This window comes from Bdellovibrio sp. (genome assembly GCF_047637665.1).
Taxonomy (GTDB): domain Bacteria; phylum Bdellovibrionota; class Bdellovibrionia; order Bdellovibrionales; family Bdellovibrionaceae; genus Bdellovibrio.
In genome coordinates, this window is sequence record NZ_JBLJBT010000044.1 from 179,554 (window position 1) to 200,817 (window position 21,264).

General features: G+C 46.7%; 21 protein-coding genes. 10 read left to right on the forward strand and 11 right to left on the reverse strand.

All coding sequences use genetic code 11. The annotated features are described in order from the left end of the window. Positions 1 to 32: 32 nt before the first annotated feature. On the forward strand, positions 33 to 755 hold the full coding sequence (gene lexA / locus ACM64D_RS15840) for a transcriptional repressor LexA (protein ID WP_415064209.1): 723 nt from the start codon (positions 33 to 35) through the stop codon (positions 753 to 755). A gap of 103 nt (positions 756 to 858) precedes the next feature. On the opposite strand, the gene ACM64D_RS15845 is transcribed toward lexA, so the two are convergent. The 3 genes from ACM64D_RS15845 to ACM64D_RS15855 form a co-directional block, all read right to left on the reverse strand. Beyond that, the gene (locus ACM64D_RS15845) at positions 859 to 1,230 is read right to left on the reverse strand and encodes a TraR/DksA family transcriptional regulator (protein ID WP_415064210.1); all 372 of its coding nucleotides are present in this window, start codon (positions 1,228 to 1,230) and stop codon (positions 859 to 861) included. A gap of 416 nt (positions 1,231 to 1,646) precedes the next feature. Next, a complete protein-coding gene (locus tag ACM64D_RS15850) occupies positions 1,647 to 1,991 on the reverse strand; it encodes a hypothetical protein (protein ID WP_415064211.1) in 345 nt (114 codons plus the stop codon). Between the two features lie 88 nt (positions 1,992 to 2,079). Beyond that, entirely contained in the window at positions 2,080 to 2,688 is a 609-nt protein-coding gene (locus ACM64D_RS15855; protein WP_415064212.1) for a TetR/AcrR family transcriptional regulator, read from the reverse strand. Positions 2,689 to 2,825: 137 nt separating this feature from the next. Here ACM64D_RS15855 and ACM64D_RS15860 point away from each other — a divergent pair, with 137 nt between their 5' ends. After that, the gene (locus tag ACM64D_RS15860) at positions 2,826 to 4,109 is read left to right on the forward strand and encodes a penicillin-binding transpeptidase domain-containing protein (protein WP_415064213.1); all 1,284 of its coding nucleotides are present in this window, start codon (positions 2,826 to 2,828) and stop codon (positions 4,107 to 4,109) included. A 54-nt stretch (positions 4,110 to 4,163) separates the two neighbouring features. Here ACM64D_RS15860 and ACM64D_RS15865 read toward each other — a convergent pair whose 3' ends face one another. Further along, positions 4,164 to 4,721: an FxsA family protein gene (locus tag ACM64D_RS15865; RefSeq protein ID WP_415064214.1), complete on the reverse strand. Its 558-nt coding sequence runs from the start codon at positions 4,719 to 4,721 to the stop codon at positions 4,164 to 4,166. A 12-nt stretch (positions 4,722 to 4,733) separates the two neighbouring features. Continuing rightward, entirely contained in the window at positions 4,734 to 5,504 is a 771-nt protein-coding gene (locus ACM64D_RS15870; protein WP_415064215.1) for an exodeoxyribonuclease III, read from the reverse strand. A gap of 67 nt (positions 5,505 to 5,571) precedes the next feature. On the opposite strand from ACM64D_RS15870, the gene ACM64D_RS15875 reads away from it, so the two are divergent. Further along, positions 5,572 to 6,099, forward strand: coding sequence for a peroxiredoxin (locus tag ACM64D_RS15875; RefSeq protein WP_415064216.1), 528 nt, complete (start codon positions 5,572 to 5,574; stop codon positions 6,097 to 6,099). 2 nt (positions 6,100 to 6,101) lie between these two features. Next, positions 6,102 to 7,268 carry a hypothetical protein gene (locus ACM64D_RS15880; protein WP_415064217.1) on the forward strand — a complete coding sequence of 389 codons (1,167 nt, stop codon included), beginning with the start codon at positions 6,102 to 6,104 and terminating at the stop codon, positions 7,266 to 7,268. 10 nt (positions 7,269 to 7,278) lie between these two features. Here the strand turns inward: ACM64D_RS15880 and ACM64D_RS15885 are convergent, their stop codons facing one another. Then, complete coding sequence (locus tag ACM64D_RS15885) at positions 7,279 to 7,902, reverse strand: hypothetical protein (RefSeq protein WP_415064218.1); 624 nt, start codon at positions 7,900 to 7,902, stop codon at positions 7,279 to 7,281. A gap of 125 nt (positions 7,903 to 8,027) precedes the next feature. Between ACM64D_RS15885 and ACM64D_RS15890 the strand changes: the two genes are divergently transcribed. The 3 genes from ACM64D_RS15890 to ACM64D_RS15900 all read left to right on the forward strand — a co-directional run bounded on the left by ACM64D_RS15890 (position 8,028) and on the right by ACM64D_RS15900 (position 11,678). Beyond that, positions 8,028 to 9,884, forward strand: a complete 1,857-nt coding sequence (locus tag ACM64D_RS15890; protein WP_415064219.1) for a hypothetical protein — start codon at positions 8,028 to 8,030, stop codon at positions 9,882 to 9,884. Positions 9,885 to 10,131: 247 nt separating this feature from the next. Beyond that, entirely contained in the window at positions 10,132 to 11,391 is a 1,260-nt protein-coding gene (locus ACM64D_RS15895) for a U32 family peptidase C-terminal domain-containing protein (RefSeq protein ID WP_415064220.1), read from the forward strand. A 2-nt stretch (positions 11,392 to 11,393) separates the two neighbouring features. After that, positions 11,394 to 11,678 (forward strand): chorismate mutase, encoded by a 285-nt coding sequence (locus tag ACM64D_RS15900; protein ID WP_415064221.1) that lies wholly within the window; start codon positions 11,394 to 11,396, stop codon positions 11,676 to 11,678. 7 nt (positions 11,679 to 11,685) lie between these two features. Here ACM64D_RS15900 and ACM64D_RS15905 read toward each other — a convergent pair whose 3' ends face one another. The 4 genes from ACM64D_RS15905 to ACM64D_RS15920 form a co-directional block, all read right to left on the reverse strand. After that, a complete protein-coding gene (locus ACM64D_RS15905; RefSeq protein WP_415064222.1) occupies positions 11,686 to 13,254 on the reverse strand; it encodes a methyl-accepting chemotaxis protein in 1,569 nt (522 codons plus the stop codon). A gap of 221 nt (positions 13,255 to 13,475) precedes the next feature. Next, complete coding sequence (locus ACM64D_RS15910) at positions 13,476 to 14,054, reverse strand: hypothetical protein (protein ID WP_415064223.1); 579 nt, start codon at positions 14,052 to 14,054, stop codon at positions 13,476 to 13,478. Between the two features lie 3 nt (positions 14,055 to 14,057). After that, a complete protein-coding gene (locus ACM64D_RS15915; protein WP_415064224.1) occupies positions 14,058 to 14,483 on the reverse strand; it encodes a hypothetical protein in 426 nt (141 codons plus the stop codon). 15 nt (positions 14,484 to 14,498) lie between these two features. Beyond that, a complete protein-coding gene (locus tag ACM64D_RS15920; RefSeq protein ID WP_415064225.1) occupies positions 14,499 to 15,995 on the reverse strand; it encodes a methyl-accepting chemotaxis protein in 1,497 nt (498 codons plus the stop codon). A gap of 248 nt (positions 15,996 to 16,243) precedes the next feature. Here ACM64D_RS15920 and nrfH point away from each other — a divergent pair, with 248 nt between their 5' ends. Genes nrfH through ACM64D_RS15935 form a run of 3 tightly spaced genes read left to right on the forward strand, consistent with a single transcriptional unit; the run spans position 16,244 to position 19,463 of the window. Next, on the forward strand, positions 16,244 to 16,699 hold the full coding sequence (gene nrfH / locus ACM64D_RS15925; RefSeq protein ID WP_415064226.1) for a cytochrome c nitrite reductase small subunit: 456 nt from the start codon (positions 16,244 to 16,246) through the stop codon (positions 16,697 to 16,699). Positions 16,700 to 16,710: 11 nt separating this feature from the next. Then, the gene (locus ACM64D_RS15930) at positions 16,711 to 18,099 is read left to right on the forward strand and encodes an ammonia-forming cytochrome c nitrite reductase subunit c552 (protein ID WP_415064227.1); all 1,389 of its coding nucleotides are present in this window, start codon (positions 16,711 to 16,713) and stop codon (positions 18,097 to 18,099) included. Then, positions 18,099 to 19,463: a cytochrome c biogenesis protein ResB gene (locus ACM64D_RS15935; RefSeq protein WP_415064228.1), complete on the forward strand. Its 1,365-nt coding sequence runs from the start codon at positions 18,099 to 18,101 to the stop codon at positions 19,461 to 19,463. Before ACM64D_RS15930 ends, ACM64D_RS15935 begins: the two co-directional genes overlap by 1 nt. On the opposite strand, the gene ACM64D_RS15940 is transcribed toward ACM64D_RS15935, so the two are convergent. Continuing rightward, the gene (locus tag ACM64D_RS15940) at positions 19,460 to 21,241 is read right to left on the reverse strand and encodes a methyl-accepting chemotaxis protein (protein WP_415064229.1); all 1,782 of its coding nucleotides are present in this window, start codon (positions 21,239 to 21,241) and stop codon (positions 19,460 to 19,462) included. The genes ACM64D_RS15935 and ACM64D_RS15940 overlap by 4 nt on opposite strands. Positions 21,242 to 21,264: the final 23 nt, after the last annotated feature.

Below are 21,264 nucleotides of genomic sequence, written 5' to 3' on the forward strand. Positions count from 1 at the left end.
TATTATTTACACTGTAAGTTCATGTGTAAGTTATGACGAAGAAATTGCCCCTCCCCCCACTGACACCTAAGGAAAAATCGGTCCTCGAATTTATCGAGGGCCACATCTTAAGTTCAGGAGTTTCTCCGTCATATCAAGAAATTAAGGATCACTTTGGCTTGGCTTCGTTTAATTCGGTTCAGAATTATTTGAAGCAACTGACGAGCAAGGGTTACATCGAAAATCCTCAAGGTCAGAAGCGAGCGATCCAGGTGCTTCACTCAGCGTCTGCTGTGCAAGAGCATCTTCAATCAAAAAAGGTCTCGACGGCGACAGGATCTCACCGCACACAGCTCCTCCAGGCACGTGATGAGATCCTGTCTCTTCCCCTTCTCGGGAAGGTGGCGGCGGGACAACCTATTGAAGCTTTAAAACACGATGAATTCGTGGACGTCCCTCCCTCAATGGTCAGAAATCCTTCAAAATCTTTTGCCTTGAAAGTACAGGGCGATTCGATGATCGAAGATGGTATTTTTGATGAAGATATTATTTTGATTCAAAAGCAGGATTCTGCAAACAACGGAGACATTATCGTTGCCACCGTCGACAACGAAGCCACGGTGAAACGATTCTATGTCAGAGCTCGTCCCGACAGTGGAAGCTCTGAAAAATTGGTTGAACTTCGCCCGTCCAACTCCACAATGAAATCCATGTGGTATTCTCCTGATGAAGTCGAAATTCGCGGCATCGTCGTGGGTCTCATTCGTAAATTTTAGGTTTTCCCTTCAGGACTCCCTAAAAAACAAAGGGGACTCCGCAAAGCAGAATCCCCTTATAATCCCCTCGAGAATATGTCTAAATTTAAACTACGTCGTGCTCTTAGCCGCGAGCGTAGCGTTTGTTCATGGATTCGCGAATCTCAGCACCTTCAATGCTAAGTCTTGTCCAAGGAATCGCGCGAAGTCTTTCTGGCTCGATTTCCTCTTCTGTTTCTTCGCAGTAACCAAAAGCCCCACTCTCAATACGAGCTAAAGCGCTTTCGATTTCCATCAATTGTGAGCGGAGTCGTTCGTGCATGCTGAGAAATTCCTGTTCAGCAAGGACGCGGACCGTTTGGTCGCCTTCGTCTCCACCCTTTTCCTCGTTCTGGTCCAAGTTCAATCGAGCCTCTTTCACTCTGTTGAGGATGTCTTGCTTCGATTGCAAAAGCTTCTGTCTACATTCAGTGACAAGCTTTTCAGAGATAGCCATATTGCCCCCCTGTTCCTTCCAGCATAAGTGCCAATTTGGAACTGACCTATTAAGTTCTACCCATGTAAGTTTTGCAAGAAAAAAATCTTACATTAACTTAAAATTAAACAAATCCATGAAAATCCTAACGATTCCCTGAATGAGGCCATAGATGCGCCGACCCGAGAGTCCACACTGGAGAGATCTCTGGTCAGTTTCTTAAATTACAGCGGTCATTCTGGTGGTATTTTTAGTGAATTCGCAGTGCGTTATATTTTATCGCAAGAACACGGAAACTCAAGGCCCCCGCGGCTTTTAAGCCGGTTTCATTTCATTTTGAAACAAAAGGCCCCTCAAAAAAGTAAAGGCGACCTACTTCATTCGGCCGCCTTACTCAGAAACTATTATGCGTTCTCCCCCGAGCACGCATATCAGAGCTATTTAAGACAAGAAGCAACACGCGCTAAAAGATCTCCCGTGGCGTTTTGAAGCTTCACGGCCATCTTTTTCCCCTGCAGCCCACGCGAACGGAAGGCTTGAGCGGATTCATCCATCTGTGACGAGACGACCTTTACTGAAGACCCCTTGGCCGATTTCACAACAGTAGAATACTCCTCTAAAGAGGAAGCGAATGATTCATGATTGTTCACAAGACTTGCCATGATCTGCTGCTGGGCTGATTGCATGGCTTTGAGTTCGGCTTTTAACTGTGCACACTGAGAGGATGCAAAAGAGTTCGAGGCGAAGAGAACGATTGCGATGAATGTTGCGACAGTTTTCATAGTCAGAGCCTTTCGTGATGACTCTGACTAAAGCAACGATCTTGCCACCTGAGGGCCCCTTAAATTGGAGCTCAGGTGACATTTTTGGCTAGGACTTTAGAAATTTTTCAAACTCGTTCTTTGTTTCGCCAGCTGTATAGGGCAAAAGAAGACGGGCCACGTGACGTTTTCCCCGCTCGATGCTGCGCTTTCCAGCCATCTTTTCTGCGGATTCAAAGAACTGCAAAAAGGTCGTCGCCATCGCCAAAAGAGACTCAGCGATATACTGCATCTCTGAGACCTCGGCGATCTTCATCATTTTGCCATCCTTCACCCACTGGCGGTAAAGAATCACCATCAACTTCATCATCTTTTGGATATGGTCTCTCCACATCTTCGCTAGCTGCTGATCCTTACGACGAAGGGCATACATCTCCCGATGAAAGAAGCGGTAGCGCCAATAAAGCTCAAAGTTTTGATTGATGAAATCCAGCGGAGTCACCTTTTTCGTGCGACGAGGACGCCATACATCGTAGGTATCCTTCGCCATGCGCTTGAAAAGCTCTTCGAGGATCTCTTCCTTATTGTCATAGTGGAAATAGAGATTGCCCGGGCTGATATCCATGGCTTTGGCGATGTGGTTGGTGGTCACGGCGACAACACCGCTACGATTGAAGAGTTCGATGGAAGTAAGGAGAATTCGTTCTTTGGTCTTCATGTTATTAAGTCTTTAGTCTATGTCTTTTCGAGAGTCACGCAGGAATAGACCTGAAAAGCGCCTCGGATGTGGCTTTCCGGCGTATTCTTCTGAGAATGGCCTTGAAAGCGTTTAAAAACTGGTGCTACCATAAAATAATGCGCGCTAAAAACAAATATAAGTTGTTAAAACTATTTGCATTTTCTGGGGCCTCCCTGATCGGGCTCTATTCCCTTATGGGCTTCACGGCTTCCGACAGCCAAGAGGCTCAAGTGCACCAGAAAATAAAATCACAACTCGAGCAACGCACCCAAATCGCCAAGGTCGTTGGCGAAAAAGTTAGATCCAATGAGTTTCCGGAAAAGCTCAAGCTCCCCTGGGATGGAGAGGAAAAATCCGTCACGCTTAATTACACGCTTGATGAAACCTTGCAAAGTGAGGCCGACCGCCTCCTCAAATCCTATAAGCCCGACTATGGCGCGATCTTTATGATTGATGCCTCTACAGGGGAAGTTTTGGCGATGTCGAGCTTCCAAAGGGACAACCCCCATGCCGCCAACCTCAACCTTCAAGCGACCTTCCCTGCCGCTTCCGTTTTTAAAGTGGTGACAGCGACAGCGGCCGTCGACAAGGCTGGCGTGACGCCTGAACATAAAATCCGTTACAACGGTGGCGCCTACACCCTCTATAAAAAGAATGTTCTTTCCGACAAGGTCACTCGTTGGACAAATGTGATCACCCTGAAAGATGCTTTTGCCCGCTCCATCAATACGGCTTTTGGGCGCCTGAGCATTGAGAACTTGCACCCCGAAGACCTGAACGAATATGCCAACCGTTTTATGTTTAACCAAGAAATTCCCGCCGACTTCCCCGTTGAGATGGGCGTTGCCTATGTTCCTCCCGGCAAGGGATTCGAATTGGCAGAGGTGGCTTCTGGATACAACAAGACCAATCGCATGAGCCCTGTGCAAGGTGCGATGATCGCCGCCTCTGTTGCTAACAATGGCCAAGTTGTGATCCCTTATCTTGTCAGCTCCGTGGAAGATGAAAAGGGCGCGACTTTGTATGAAGGCGCTACGCTGACCAGTGGAAATATCATGACCAAAGAGTCTGCGGCGAAAGTTCGTGAGCTTATGGAGCAAACAGTGACAGCGGGAACTTCTCGTCGCTCGTTCCGGCCGATCATGAAGGACCGTAAATTTCGCGAAATCGAAATGGGTGGAAAAACCGGTCACTTGACGGGCGACAACCCTCGCGGACGCGTAGACTGGTTTGTCGGTTATGCCCTGGATCAGGAACGAAAAATCGCGGTGGCAGCAATCACGGTGAATAAGAAATTTTGGACCGTAAAATCCGCTCATCTTGGACAAAGCATGTTCAGGAAATATTTCGGCCCCGTGGTCTCAAACCAAAAAGGCCGCGTGATTTCTTCCGCCAAATAATAGCGAACAAACCCTCTTTAAAAGCGGGTTTGTTTAAACTCCGAGGCAAGACGTTCAGCTCTTGTCGTCCTCATTCTTCTTTTCATGTGTGATTTTTAGCGGAGTCACATCCAAGACGTTACTTTCATAAACATCACGCTCTTCATGAGTTTCTTGAAATCCCGCACCGTCATCTTTGTATTCGTAATAGCGAAATCCGCCACCCATATTGCCCGCACCAAAACCAAAGGGGCCACCAAATTTAAAGCTCGCAGCTCCTTTAGCCACTTGTTTTGCCATGTACACTTTAAAGCGCCACACAGCCAAGTGACGAAGCCCCGGCAAAAATAAAATAACAGCCAAGACACGCGCAAAGAAGGAGGGAATTAAAAACAACAGTCCCGACAAAAAGATCGCCCCTGAGTGCAACATCTTCGACGCTGGCAACTGACCTCTCATGACCGTGCTTTGCAGGCTCATCAAAGCCATGCGCCCAACGGTTGTGAGAATAATAAATCCTAAAAGGCACGGCAAAAGGTACAGCCCCAGGGCATTCAGAAAACCCCAATGCTGAGTCGCCATGAAGAAAATCACAATCTCAGCGATCACAAATGGAAAGGGAATAAAAATCATAGACCTCCCTTATTAAAGATCTAAAGTGGCAACCACTGGGCAGTGGTCCGAACCTTCAACTTGGTCAAGAATATCTGCTGAAGACAGATATTTCTCAAGACCTTTTGAGACACAGATGTAATCAATCCGCCATCCGCGATTGGAGATACGAGCCAATTGTCGATAATCCCACCAAGAGTAACGCTTCGCTTCGGTTGGCTTAAAATAACGGAAGGTGTCGATGAATCCCATCTCCAGAAAATTATCAAACCAAGCTCGCTCTTCGGGAAGAAAACCGCTTTCCTTAGACAAACGAATGGGGTCAAAAACATCAAGATTCTCATGGGCCACATTATAGTCGCCCACCACCACAATTTCGCGTCCTGTTTTTAACTTATCTTTCAGATGCAGACTCAAATCTTTTAAAAACTGTTGTTTGAAGTTGTGGCGCTCCAAACCCGATCCCCCATTTGGAAAGTAGATGTTGTACAAATCAAAGGGCCCATGATCGGACATCACGATGCGCCCCTCTGATTCGTACTCAGGAATGTCGGCAAAATTGAATTGAACTTTGTTAGGCTCTTGATTCACGAAAGTCGCCACACCCGAATATCCTTTGCGGGCGGCAGAAGACCAGTAAGAGTTTTCCCAGCACAGCTTGCGAACCTCGGACTCGACCTGATCAATGTGAGCCTTTGTTTCTTGCACACAGAAAACATCTGGCTTTTCTGTGTTCACAAAATCCATCAGGCCTTTCTTATAGCAGGCCCTAATTCCATTCACATTCCAAGAGATGATTTTCACAGATTCTCCTTGAGTTTCCCCCCCATCGGGGGCATCTATAAATAACAGATTCAAGGAGACAGTGTCTATGCCAATGATTAACCAACCCGCCCCCCTTTTCTCAGCTCAAGCCGTTTTTGATGGCGGAGAAGTTAAAGATATTTCTTTGAATGATTACAAAGGAAAATGGGTCGTTTTGTTTTTCTATCCGCTGGATTTTACCTTCGTGTGTCCCACTGAATTAACTCAATTTCGCGAGCACATCAAAGATTTTGCAAATGCGGGAGCTGTGGTAATCGGCTGCAGCGTGGACTCCATTCACTCTCACAAACGCTGGTTGCGCGATGATCTTGGAAATTTGGGTTACCCTCTACTTTCAGATCTGACAAAAAGAATTGCGCGCGATTACGGGGTGCTTATTGAAGATCGCGGTATCGCCACTCGCGGAACCTTCATTATTGATCCCGATCAAAAACTGCAATACATGGGCATTCACAACACCTCCGTAGGCCGTGATGCCAAAGAGATCTTGCGCGTCCTTCAAGGCTGTCAGTCTGGTGAACTTTGCCAAGCCGGATGGAAAAAAGGCGACGGCCACATTACACCTCTGAAGTAGTCATGGCAGCGAAAGAGGATTTCATACAGCAACTTCGCACAGCATTTCCGGGGCTTCAACAAAAGCCCCTTGAAGATATTGTATCAGAAAATCTTATTTCGCCCTTCACAGTTCAGCTACCAACATCCGTTCTTCAGCAAGCGCAAAATATTGTGTCCTTGCTATTTTCTTTGCGCGAGAAAGCCTCGTACCAAGAACACTATCGTTCGTTGATTGAAGAAAAAGGTCTGCGCGATCCCGGAAATAAGTCCATCATGATGAGTTATGACTTTCATTTGGACGAAAATCAAAATCTCAAACTGATTGAGATCAACACCAACGCAGCCTTTTTGGCTTTGGGACACCAACTGTATGCCATGAGGGGACAACCACTGCCGGTTCCTGATTTTTCATTGGCAGAAATTGGCGACAGTATCCGCACCGAACTTCGCCTGCAGGCAAAAGAGCCTGCCAAAGATCTTAAAGTCGCCATCACGGACGAGGCCCCGTCTCAGCAGCGTCTTTATGTTGAATTCTTGGTCTATCAGGAACTCTTCAAATCCTTTGGATGGGATTCTCGAATCTTGGATTACCGCGAGCTCTTTCAGGACTTTCAGCCTGAATTTATTTACAATCGCTACACGGACTTCTTCTTAACGGAACCCTCCAGCGCGCAGCTTCGCCAAAAATTTTTGAATCGGGATGTTTGTTTGTCACCCAACCCTTACGAGTATTTACTTTTGGCGGATAAGCAACGTTTGATTGATTGGGTTCAACCTGGATTCCTGGAATCCCAAGGTTTTGCGGGGGACGAGCTGTCCCAGCTTCGTCAATGTTTGCCTCTGTCTTATGATCTTTGCCCTGCACAGGCCGATGAGATTTGGTCTCTCAGAAAGAAGCTTTTCTTTAAACCCAAGAATGCCTTTGGCTCCAAACAGTCTTACAAAGGCTCCTCCATCAGTCGCAAAGCCTTTGATGAGCTTCTCAATGAGGGGACGATCGCCCAAGAGTACATTGCCGCCCCAGAACAGACTTTTGAGACTCCTGAGGGACCACAAAGCTTTAAATTTGATTTACGTTGTTATGCCTATCAAGGGCGCCTACAACTGGTGATTGCCCGCCTTTACCAGGGACAAGTCACAAATTTGCGAACCCCTTACGGCGGGTTCGCAACCACGCTCTTCACTTAAGCACGCCGGACTATAGAGTTCTTCCGATCGCATCATAGCGAATAGAAAGATATTGAGTAATATCCCCCTCTTTTTTGACCAGCAAAAGTTCGTACTCATCATGAGAGCGCTGATAGACTTTATAGAAGGCTCCGGTGCTTTTCATCCAATCTTCCAAGTTTTGTTTTTCTTGAAACGAGGGGCTTTTAAGATTCCAGAAAGAGAACTTACTTCCCTCTGTCATCATTTGGAACTGCCACAGACTTTGGCCTACACGGGGCTTTTTGTGGGTATCAATCAAAGTCGGCGCCAGTAAGGAAAAGCGCTCTTTGATCTCTTGACCGGCGGTCCCGCAAAGGACTTGAGAGTCCGAGGATCTTTGCAGGAAAGACTGATGGCCATGAAGTTTCACGGGTTCTCCCTTTTGGCTGCCTTCAATGTAGAACTCGGCCTCACGCGCGACCAAAACAGTTTCTGGCAAACGTGAAAGGGTGCCGACAAAGTCATTGCGCATCTCTGTAAGAAACTCTGGGCGCCCTTCACAGGCCGGCGCCGAACTGAACTGTGGCTGCAGCAAGCGGCCGGAGGGTTGTTGCTTCACTGCGAAGGAACTTGTCGAAAGAAGCACCAGAAGTAAAAAGCCAGATGTTTTCATTGAATCCCCTTATTTTGTCCAGTCTAGTATTCGGCAGAAGTTTTTTAGGGCTTAATATTAAAGTGCAGGCTTGGTCTGCCGATATGAAGAGTGTCTCATTTTTCTACAAGGAGTGTGGAAGCATCATGACGATGAAACACAGCGGCGCCCGAAAGCTCAAAGAAGTGACGAACTTTTATTCGTCTTTTGAACAACTCAATGGTGTGCACCCTTGGATGGACGCCGTCAAAGATGGCTACGTCTCCTACCGAGTTCGAGCTCTGCAAACAGGTAAGGTCGCTTACTTTAACTTCATTCTCGCAAAAGAGATGGGACTGATTCCTCCTGATCACCCTCATCAAATGACGGAAGATCTTGAAGGCAAGTTGATTGAAACTTTCTCAATACAAATCATCAACGAATACGATGAGCTCTCTAATCGCCGCATTGACCCTGATACGATTCGTCCTCATCGTTATATGGCGACCCGCTATCTGCAACTGCAACATGCAAACAAACAAGGAAAGACCTCCGGCGACGGACGGGGAATTTGGAACGGCACCGTTTATCATCGTGGTTTGACCTGGGATGTGTCCAGTCGTGGGACTGGAGTCACGTGCCTCGCTCCAGGAGCCGTGGCCGCGCAAAAGCCTCTTAAAACCGGTGGCACTGAATTTGGTTATGGCTGTGGCCTGGCTGAAATTGATGAACTTCTTGCCGCCTCCATTCTTGCCGAAGTAATGCATCTTCAAGGTCTGCGCACGGAACGAGTTCTTTGTGTTATTGACCTAGGAAAAGGTTATGGCATCGGCGTCAGAGCCGCACCAAACCTGATCCGCCCCGCTCATCTATTCCTTTATCTGAAACAGGAAAAATACGAATCGCTGAAAGCAGCGACGGACTACCTCATTGATCGCCAGGTTTCTAATAAAGTCTGGAACATCACAGCTAAAGGGAATGCAAAATACGACGAGCTGCTGAGCTGTATTTGCAATTCTTTCGGTGAATTCACAGCGCAACTGGATATTGACTATATTTTTGCGTGGTTGGATTGGGACGGCGATAATGTTCTCGCCGACGGCGGTATCATAGATTACGGCAGTGTTCGTCAATTCGGTATTCGTCACGATAAGTATCGTTACGACGATGTCGAAAGATTTTCTACAAACCTCAACGAACAAAAACAAAAGGCTCGTTTGATCGTGCAGGTTTTTGCACAAATGGTGGACTATCTTAAAACCAAGAAGAAAAAAGCTCTGCGTGAGTTTGCGCGACATCCTCAGGTCGAAAGATTCAATGAGGTGTTTGATCAAAAACGTGCAGAAAGACTGCTCTACCGTATGGGCTTTAGCGAAACTCAACGTAATCATATCTTTGCGCAAAAAGATCTGTTTGCCCGTTTCGATAAGGAGTTCTCATTCTTTGAAAGAGCTAAAGTCAGCGGCAACACGGAAAAGGTGGCTGATGGTGTGAATCACCCCGCCCTTTACAATATGCGCTCTATCTTACGTGAGTATCCCAAGTTCTTAAATGAAAGCCCTCTGCCGTTTGAAAAACGCTGGATGACGGAGAACTCCTTCTTTAAAACTATTCTTTCAAGCTTTGCAAAATCCCGCGATGCACGCATGGGCGAAAAACAACGCCGCCATATCGAGTCTTTCCAACAGCTCTATCGCGAGTTGGTTCTTAGCGCTGCTGGCAAACAAAAACCCGAGAGCATTCTTAAAGGCATTTGCGAACGGGCGGAAAAGTTGAACTCTGAAAAGCGCATCACTGGCAACGCTCTGATTGAGATGGTGGAAGAAATCATCACTGAAAAGAAAAAGGGCTTGTCCATGGATCAGATTCAAAAAATCGTGGATCGTTTGGTCTATGAAAATAACGGAATGCCCGAGATGCCAGTCAGCCGCTATTATCGCGACTTACAAAACACCCCCGCCGTCAAAATGGATCTCTACGCAAAGCTGTTAAGCCTCGTCGAAGAAAACAGCGAATCCATCTAAAAGGTACGCCGTACCTTTTTGAAGTGCGGCGCAGCGGGTGTCCGCTTTGAGGGCGAGAAGGTTTGGCTTTTGCCGTTGTGAAACTTTTGCACTCAAAATCACACTCAGAGCCCGTCTCATTGAGTGGCTTCTTCGTTCTAACAAATGCATCTCAACCCCAGGGGTGTATTTTGGACCCCCTCCGTTGAGTTCACCCCAAGAAAGGATTAGAACCTCCCCTCTAATTCAATCTAGAAAAGGTGATGGGATGAGTCCAGAACTCTTGATGCCGGCAGGCTCTCTTGAAAAGTTAAAATATGCATATAACTTCGGCGCCGATGCCGTTTACGTCGGGGTTCCTCTTTTTAGCTTGAGAGCCCGAGAAAATGAAATGACCTTCGAAGACCTTGAAAAAGGAATTCAATTTGCTCGTGAAAACAACAAGCAAATCTATGTCACGGCCAACATCTTTGCCCGCAACTTGAAGTTAAAATCTTTCCGTGAAAACTTCAAAAAATGGGTGGCCTTAAAACCCGACGCTTTCATCATGAGCGATCCTGGCTTGATGATGATCGCCAAAGAAGTCGATCCCGACGTCAACATCCACCTAAGCGTTCAGTCCAACTGCATGAACTGGCAAAGCGTGAAGTTCTGGCAACAACAAGGTGCCACACGAATCATTCTGAGCCGTGAGTTGCGTCTTGAAGAAATCAAAGAGATCCATGAACGTGTTCCCGATATCGAACTAGAAGCCTTTGTTCATGGCTCCATTTGCATCGCCTATTCAGGTCGTTGCCTTTTGTCTCACTACATGAGCTATCGCGATGCCAACCAAGGCGTTTGCGACAATAGCTGTCGCTATGGATATAACATCTATAAAGCCGACGCGAGCAAGGAAGAGGAGTTTTACCTCGAAGACCTTCGCAACAAGGGTCAGTTCTATCAGATTGATGAAGACGAAAATGGAACCTACATCATGAACGCCAAGGATCTTTGCGTGATCGAACACCTTCGTGAGCTTCGCGATGCGGGAATTTGTTCCTTCAAAGTCGAAGGACGCACTAAGTCCGTCTACTATGCGGCAATGGTTTCTCGCATCTATCGTAAGGCGATTGATGATATGATGGCCGGTCGAGAGTTCGATAAGAACCTTCTTTTAGAGTTGGATAAGATCGCCAACCGCGGTTACCACAAAGGTTTCGTGACTGGAAATCTGACTCATCAAGCCCAAGAGTACCGCCACTCAACGTCACGCAATTATAGCCAAAAATTCGCCGGGATCGTTTTGGGTGAATCCGATCAGCCTGGATTCGTGAAAGTTGAAGCCCGTCATCGCCTTCGCCCCGGGGAAGAAATCGAAGTGATTTCACCCGAGGGAACTCAAAAAGCGGTTGTTGGAAAAATCATCAACGATAAATATGAAAGCGTCCCTCAAGCTGGAGGCGGCGGGTTGATTTATCATCTTGAACTTCCTATCAAACCCAATGCAAACTCTTTGGTAAGTTTACTTGAAAAAGGCGGCTTCTAAAGATGGATTCAATCACCGAACTACGCAATGAAATTGATCAGATTCATGAGGATCTTTATGCTCTTTTATTACGTCGTCGTGATGTGACTCTTAAAATCTGGAAAATCAAAAAAGAACAGGGCTTGCCCCTCATCGTGCCTGAACGCGAACAGGCCATTATAAATCAGTTTTTGGCTCACGAAGACTCCGAGTCAGATCCTGAATTTCGCGAGGCACTCAGGGGGATTATGTCATCCCTCCTGAGTGAATTTCAAAAATATCTTCTGAGCAAACACGATTCTAAATAGCGACTAGCTAACTTACTTTTCTTTCGCCGAAGACAATTTTCTCCAAGGACGTTGCATTGGTTTTTAAGCTGGCTGATTGTGCAGAAAGTTCTTCCGCCGCCGCAGCCGCCTCTTCAGAAACAGCGGCATTTTTTTGTGTCACTTGATCTAGCTGATTCATGGCTTTGCCAATTTGACTGATTCCATTACTTTGTTCTTCACTGGCATGAGCAATTTCGTTGTTCAGGTCGGCGACCTTGCGAACGGAGCCCACGATCTCCGTCAAGACCACGCCACCTTGGTTGGCCTGCTCACGGCCTGCCTCAATTTTCTCTACGCTCTTTTGGATCAAATCCGCAATGTCCTTTGCTGCCACAGAACTTCTTTGCGCCAAACTGCGAACCGCTTCGGCGACCACGGCAAAACCTTTTCCTTGCTCTCCAGCACGAGCCGCCTCCACGGCGGCATTAAGTGCCAAGAGGTTTGTCTGAAAGGCAATGTCGTCAATAACAGTCGTGATCTCTTCGATCTTTTTGGAGTCCGCAGAGATGCTCTGAATTGAATCAATCAAAGATTTGATTTCTCGCTCTCCTTTTTCAGCAATCTGTCGGGTCGCCGATGCTAAAGCCGCCGCTTGTTTGGAGTTGTCCGAATTCAAACGCACCATCGACGTCAGCTCTTCCATGGTCGCGACAGTTTCTTCTAAAGAAGAGGCCTGCTCGGTGGTCGATTGAGACAATGACTGTGAAGAACTTGCGATCTGCTGAGAGGCCGAGGTCATCTCCCCCCCGGATTCCCCTAGAAAACGAGTGACTTCCTGAAGCGTTGAAACGGGGCCTTTAATTAAAACAGCGGCGAGCCCCAGAGCGGTAATCCCCCCAAGGGTAATCAAAAGAATCAGATAAGTTGTTGAAGAGGTTGCTCCGGCGTCGGCATGGGCCGCTTTAATCACTGCCAGATCACTGGAAACCGCAAACACACCATGAAGCTTCCCTTCTTTCCAGTTTTCCATCGAATAACCCAAAATGTCTTTCCCGTTCCCCCAGGGACTGTGCGCAGGATCCCCGTGGCAAGTAAAACAACCATGAGCTTCTTTAAGGCGAATGGGACGATAGACAGTGACCGTACTGGAATTATCGTCCACCCATTCAGAAAGAGCCGGATTGTCTGCAAATTTTTTGAAAATGTCCATTTCGCTCGCTGTTGCGAGGTTCTCTTTGCGGCGAGGTTCATCGGAAAATACACGGAACGAGTAAAGCTCCTTATCCGCATCCTCTGCGCCAATCTTCATGGCCGCAAAGATAGGCACCTGCTGCAGAATGATGAGTTTTTCGTCGGCAGAAAGTTCACTGGGATCCTTGTACTTCTGAGTGAATTTTTCAATCATGGGAGCGAGCCCTCCCTGCTTTGCCACATACTTGGCAGCCACGTCCAAGCGTGAGTGGATAGTTCTGGCTTTTTCAACCAAACCTTTACGCAGTTCCTTTTGATTAAAATACAGAGACGTCCCCAACGCGACAAGCGCACAAATAAGGGACGCCATAAGTACCGTCATCAAAATTTTTAGTCTGATCCCCAGTTGATTAAAAACCTTCACGCAACAACCTCCACGCTCAATCATTCGCACCGCGAATGTGGTGGACGATTCGGTTGAAGTCCTACCGTCTTAAACGTAAACAAAAAATATTTTTCACGTTTTTACGAGGATCTAAAAAAAGAGAACTCTGCGAAATGCTGATTTTTATTGCCGATTTTGTGGAAGCTTATGAACTATTAAGATTTTGTCATGATTCAAATGCATGAATTCCCATGTTTTTTTCAGCTTCTCACAACGACTTCACTACGATGCTGAAGAACATGAGAAATCTCGACACGCCAACTCTGAGGGAAGGGTAAGGTCTGATCAAGACTCTGCAAAACTTTTATTGGATCATAGGTTAGATCAACCTGAGTTCCCGTGGAGACACGACGAAAACGAATGATCTCTTTGGGAAGGTGCGTATTTCCAAACGACATGAGGTTCTTCCGCACGAAGTGCCCGCGAAGACCGGGGAAGCCTGAGTCGGCCCAGGCTCCCGTAATATAGCTGATAATATGAGATCGAGGGCCCGTCGCTCTTTCCGTTAAATTCGCGCCAAACTCCACAACCACATCACCTCTTACGCACACTCCCGTTTCGGGAAAGAGTGCCTCAATAGCAGCGGCTGTCAGCAGATAGGCTCCCGTGATTGCATGACAAGAATGACCTGCCAAATGATAACAATCTAGAAGGGAAATCTTAAACTCACGTTCTTCAGATGAGCATAGTAAAAACTCTGCAAACGGCTCATGAACAGAGACCGTCAACGCTTTTGCCATACTGAGAATTTGATCCGCCGGGGACAACTGATCTGCCATAAACTACTCGAAGTACTCATGATAAAGATTCAAACTTTCATGAATCTCTCGCAGAGCCGCCGTTCGTTTTTTGGGGTTTTTAAGATTCTCTTGCGCCGTCAAGAGTTTGCCCAAAACCACGTGAAGAGTCGCATCCGCCTTGGGTTCAAGTTTACAGTTCTTAACGATTTGTGATGTTGAGTCGCCAATTTGTTTCGCCAACATCTTATAATCGGAGCTTTTTACTTTTTTTGTCTCAAAAAGTTTGTGAACAGAATCAAACTTTTCTTCTAGAGCTGTCATATTCACTTTTAACGTCTGATCGGATTGCCACTTCTTCCCGTCATTCAAGACCATTTGGGTGTTATGCCCCTGGTGTGAATGAGAATGTTCCTCGGCGAAGGCCCCCCAAGTGAGGGCCAAAATCAAAACTAAAACTCCTGTTTTCACGGCAATCCTTTCTTTCTATCCTGTCTGACTGACAAGGGTCAGGTTCGAAGAGGCGTTCGCCTCCTCTCCTAAAACCATTATGCTTAAATCCACTGTTAACTGCTGAGTCGTTCTTGCGAGGTTGCTGATTTCCCCACTGGTGGCGGCAATCTCTTCGGCGGAAGCCGCATTGGATTGCGACGCCTGATCCAGTTGATTCATCGCTTTACCGATTTGCTGAATGCCCGCACTTTGCTCTGAAGAAGCGGCCGCAATCTCGTTGTTTAAATCCGCAACCTTTTTCACAGACTCCACAATACTTCCCAAGACCTCGCCGCTTTGATCGGCCACTTTGGACCCTTCTTCAACCTGCTCCACCGACACCTTGATTAGGGTCGAAATATCTTTAGCGGCCACCGCACTTCTTTGCGCCAAAGCACGCACGGCTTCCGCAACGACGGCAAATCCTTTTCCTTGCTCTCCGGCCCGCGCCGCTTCCACGGACGCATTCAAAGCCAGAAGATTTGTTTGGAAGGCAATATCGTCAATCACGGAGATGATCTCTTCGATCTTCTTAGATGACTTGGAAATCTCACTCATCGACTCAATAAGAGTCCGAATTTCTCGTTCTCCTCGTTCTGCCGCTTCTCGTGACGAAGCTGAAAGAGCTGCCGCCTGTCGCGCGCTGTCGGCATTCACCTGCACCATGGATGTTAGCTCTTCTAAAGAGGCCACCGTTTCTTCTAAAGAGGCCGCAGCCTCGGTCGAAGACTGGGACAAGCTGCTTCCGGCCTCATTCAACTGCTGCACTGAAGTTGTTACGTTGCCACTGGCTCCGGACAACTGTCCTGCGATAGAAGAAATGCCCTTAGCAATGCGCGAAGAAATCATAATAATAATGGCGAGGATGATCACACTGGCGGAAGTATTAATAATTCCCGTCCATAGATAGACATTCTTTTGCACCTGCGCAGACTCAGCGCCTTCGTCTTCGGCGCGTTTTTCATACGTTTTCGCGATGGCGACATTGTTTTTACCAATCTCGCTTCCCAATTTCCAGATATCACCCAAAAGAAGATCCTGGGCCGCCTTCATAGAAGCGGGGCTGCCTTCTTCCACCAGTTCCAAAGCCTTATCCAGCATACCGAGATATCGATCTTTGTTCTCTTTGATGAATTTGAAACTCTCCATCTCTTCCGAATGATGGGTTTTTTCCTCATAAGCGGCAAAGTTGGTTCGCCACTCATTGACGGCCTCGCGAGCTAAAGCAAGACGCTCTTTTTTGATTGTGGGATTGTCGGGAACCGCCATGGCGACAAAAATATTGTAGCCATATTTATTTCGAGCCACGATAAGACGATTTAAGTTTGTTGTGTTGGGAATAATCTCATGATGAGCCGAATCCAGAAAGTCACTCACTCGAGAGACGCCGTTAAAGGCCACATACGATGAAACGACAAAACCTATAATTGGTAAAAGGGCCACTCCCAAAAGACGCCCACGAATTCCTTTAAACCAAGATAAAACGCTCATTTCTTTTCCTCCAAATTTGCACGCCGAAGCAATTTTTCGGAACAACATATGGGAAGCTTTAGATCCGTTTTGAGATTGGATCGCATTTATTTGATTCTTTCTCAAATTTATATGGGATCGCATATTAATATTTCAAACCCCATTTGATTTTCCACCTTTACAGAAGATTTTTGTTATTTCCCATACAAATTACCGGAATTCATGATTATCCTCATATTAATCTTGATCCCATAAACCATACTGCAATCATGAGTCACATGAATAAACTAAACATCTTGCTTCTTACACTCTTTGGAATTGTGATTGGACTAGGCTGCTACTCCTTCATCTATGCAAAAGGTTACTCCTACCTCTCTGACGATCCAAAGGCCTGCGTAAACTGCCACATCATGAAAGAGAATATGGACTCTTGGATTAAGTCCACTCACCACCATGTGGCCAAATGTAACGACTGTCATCTGCCACACAATATTGTTGGCAAGTACGCCGTCAAAGCCTTGAATGGTTTCAACCACTCGGCGGCCTTCACGCTTCAGAATTTTCCGGATCCCATTAGGATTCGCGAACACAGTTTGAAGACGGTAAAAAACTCTTGTCTTAGCTGCCATCAGCCCATGATTCAGGCCATGAGTCACGAAGGCGGAACTCACAACGAAAATTCTAACTGTTTGCACTGCCATCGCAGTGCCGGACACGCCAAGTAGGAGACACCACTATGAATAAACCAAAATGGATCTTTGCTGCTGTCGGTGGAGCCGCAGTGACTACCGTCCTGCTAACTGCCCTTCTGGTGAACATCTTTGAACGCAAAACGGAATCTAAAAATCCGTTTTATCGAGTTGTGGAGATCAATGATGACATTGATGATCCCGCAGTTTGGGGAAAGAACTTTCCTCATCAATACGACACTTATCTAAAAACCTCCGACATAAAACGCACGAAGTACGGCGGCTCTGAAGCATTACCTCACGTACCAACGGATAAAGATCCTCGTTCTTCCGTGGCTCAACAAAAGTTGGATGAAGATCCTCGCCTGAAAACAATGTGGGCAGGATATGCTTTCTCGAAAGACTTCCGTGAAGAACGTGGCCACGCTTACATGTTGGTGGACCAAATTTTCACTGAAAGACAAAACGTCGTTAAGCAACCAGGCACTTGCTTGAACTGCCACGCTTCCACTTATTTGCTTTATAAAAAACTGGGCGATGGCGACATCACTAAAGGTTTTGAAGAGATGGGCAAAATTCCTTACAAGGAAATCGTTCACTCAGTAAAACACCCGGTTTCTTGTATCGACTGTCATGACCCCTCAACAATGGCTCTGCGTATTACTCGTCCCGCGTTCATCGAGGGAATTCGCGCTTTCAAAGCCACTCAAGGGATCAAAGAGTTCGACGTGAACACGATGGCAACTCGCCAAGAAATGCGCAGCTTTGTCTGCGGTCAGTGTCACGTAGAGTACTACTTCAAGGGGGACAGCAAACGTCTGACTTATCCTTGGGCAAAAGGTCTTAAAGCGGATCAAATTCTTGAGTACTACAAAGAAGATGGCCACAAGGACTGGGTCCATGCAGAAACGGGTGCTAAAGTTCTTAAAGCACAACATCCTGAGTTTGAAATGTTCAACCAGGGAACTCATGCCCGTGCTGGTGTCGCCTGCGTTGACTGTCATATGCCTTATCAGCGTATTGGTGCTATGAAAATCACAGACCACCAAGTACAGAGCCCTCTTTTGAACATCAACAAGGCCTGCCAAACTTGTCATAATGTTCCTGAGGCCGAGCTGAAAGCCCGTGCGGAAACAATCCAAGATCGCCATATGGAACTTCGCAATATCGCCTTTGACGCTTTGATTGACTACATCAAAGACCTCAAAGAGTTCAAAGAAGTGGATCTTGAGAAAACTCCGAACGCAAAACTGGCAGAGGCTCGCGATCTGCAAAAGCAAGCGCAATTCCTTTTTGACTTCGTAGAAGCAGAGAACTCTTCTGGATTCCATGCTCCGCAAGAATCTGCTCGAGTTTTAGGACTTTCTATCGAGAAAGTTCGCAAAGGTCAGAAAATTATTGCAGAACTAAGAAAAGAGATTAAAGTCGCAAAATAATGTCTCTTTACCGTCGGATCGTCAAAAAACTTGCATCGTTAAAACTTGCCGTAGTTATACTGGCGATCCTGGCTGTTCTTATCGCCGCGGGCACTCTGGTTGAGGCCCGCTACGATGCCTGGACGGCAAAAAATCTTGTTTACGCCTCTGTCTGGATGTACGCCACCATGGGGCTTCTTGTCACAAGCCTCGTCGCGGTCATGTTGGATCGCTGGCCCTGGAAACCTCGTCACGCCTCTTTCATCTTTGCTCATATTGGAATCATTATCATTCTTTATGGCTCACTTCTGACCCAGCTCTTTGGTGTTGATGGCACCCTCCGCCTTTCCAAAGCCGATGGCCCAGTCAAAGAAGTCACCGTGCAAGACACAGAAATCAATGTCTACCGGTCTGCCGATGGTGCCGACTATGAACGCGCCTACACTGAGCCCGTGAACTTTATCAAAGATCCAGTGACGCCAGACAAACCCGTTCTTTTAAAAACAAAAGGATTGGATTTTGAAATCTTAGAATCTATTCCTTATTCGATTCCCCAAATGAGAGTCGAAGCGTCTACACAGACCCAAAGTGGCGCCGCCGTTCGCTTTCAACTCACCAACCAAAATGTCAGCGAAGTGGATTGGATGGTGCAAAGAAACGTCTTTGAAAAAGTTGAAAAGCAAGTAGGCCCTGTTCTTATCACTCTGGGCGGTCTCTGGGAGCGCACCCCCGAAGTGAATGAAATCCGCTTTAACATCAACGAAAAGGGTGAGATCAGTTACGCTCTTTATCGCAAAGAACAATCAAAGCCAGAAAAACAAGGGTCCCTCAAAGAAGGTGATCTGGTCGAAACCGGCTGGATGAACCTTCAATTGCGCATCTTGCGTTATCTCCCCAAAGCCGTGCAAAAATACGATATCAAACGTCTCGAACGACCGACTCCAGCCAGCTCACCCTCGCTGCATGTTCGTTACAACGGCCAGGAAAGCTATCTTTTCCTGAACGATTATATTAAAGTCTTCACTCAAGATCGCGTCTATCTTGTTGCCTATCAAAATCGCCGCGTGCCTCTTGGATTTGAAATGAGTTTGGTTGAGTTTCAAAAGACAAATTATCCCGGCACGATGCGTGCGATGGCTTATCAAAGCTCAGTAGAATATGACGGCGGGAACAAGGCTCTGATCTCGATGAACGAGCCCCTTAAATACAAACAGTATTATCTCTATCAAGCGAGCTTTGAACAGGGACCCAATGGGGCTGCCATTGCCTCGGTGCTTTCTGTGAATCACGATCCCGGACGCATCTGGAAATACGTGGGATCGCTGGTTATGTGCATTGGAATCGTTTTACTTTTCTACTTTAAGAAAAGAAAAACCTCCCCTTAAGCAGATTCTTTCTTAGTCCCCTCAACCAACCAAGACAACACACGGACTAATTCGTTAATACTGGTCGTTTGCTGACTCATCTGATCTGAAAAGGCTGACACCTCTTCTGCGGCAGACGCATTTTGCTGTGTCGACGAATCCAGTTCATTGATTGCCTTACTGATCTGATTAATGCCCGCGGACTGCTCTTCACTAGCTACTGCAATTTCCGTGTTAATTTTGGAAACATTCGCAATAGTGGTCACAATTTTGCCGAGAACCTCACCACTGGATTCCGCTTTTTTTGAACCCTCTTCCACCTTCATAGAACTGTCGTGAATAAGGACGGTGATATCTTTGGCGGCGACCGAGCTTCTTTGCGCCAAAGAACGAACTGCTTCGGCGACAACGGCAAAACCCTTTCCTTGCTCGCCCGCACGGGCTGCTTCAACGGCAGCATTCAACGCCAGCAAATTGGTCTGAAAAGCAATATCATCAATCACATTAATGATCTCGCCGATTTTCTGTGAGCTTTGGGCGATTTCACGCATCGCCAACACCAACTGCTCTACTTCCCCTTTTCCATTTTCAACAATAATTCGACCTTGATTGGAGATATCAGCGGCCTGCTTTGCTCGAAGTGAATTTTGAGAAACGATACTATTAAGTTCTTCCATGGAGGCCACCACCTCCTCCAAAGCACTGGCGGATTCAACAGCGCCACTGGCGACCTGCTGACTGGCGGCGGTCAACTGCTGACTTCCTGATGAGATTGTTTCGGAGGCATCCGACAAGCTGGCAACGGTCTCATTCAAAGCCTTGGTCAAACTGCGAATCATCACAATCGCCAGAACCACCACCGCTACAAACAAAAGAGCGACAACACCTAAAGTAAACACAAAAGCAAGAAAGGCTTTCTGATGGATTGCCTGAAGCTTCGTCCCGATCTGCTCCACCTCAAAAGTGATGATGCCGCCAATCGTATTTAATGGTTTTGTGATGGAATCAAAAAAGGCCGTTGGATTTTCCGAATAACTCCCTTCAGAAGCTTTCCCAATGACCCGAGTGTATGTCTCTTGAACCTTCAGCCAGTCCGTCGATTTTTTAAACTCGGTGAGTTTGGCTCTGGCCTCAGGAGAAATCATCAATGTTGGAGAGTCAAAACTCAATGAGACTCCGGTCCGCAGATTCTCAAGAGACGAAACTTGCAAAAATGAAAGAGGTTTATCCGCCGCTAACACATTGGAAAAGCTGGCTCTAAAAAGACCCCCATAGTCTTTTCCTACCTCCAACGTCACAAGGCTCATGAAGTTCATTTCAACTCCCTCTAGAGACTCATCGGAGGAGGCCAGCACATCGACCTCAATCAAATGCCCGATTAAAAGCGACATCTTTTTAATCGCCTCGGGAGGAGTGAGAGACTTCGCCTTCACAGCTTCACGCACAGATTGCAAATCTTTCTGAGTCAAATCGATAAGCTCACTGGCTTTGGCACTTAGTTTCACCTTGTGAAATTGATTTAAAACCGCGTCCCATTTTTGATCCACGACTTTACGGTGCTGCTCTAACTGCGAACCATCTATTTTTCCTGAAAGAAAGAGAACGTTCTTTCCTCGCTCTGCTTGCATTTCATGAATCAGTTCCGAATTTACCTTTAGCAGTTGTCCGTTTTCGACAATTTCTTTACTTTGACGAAGAACATTCCACTGACTCTGCAGATAAAGAACGCCATAACAACAAGATGCAATCAACGGTATCGCGATCAGACCAACAACTTTCATTTTTAGACTTAGCTGCACAAAGCCTCCGCTTAGAAATACAT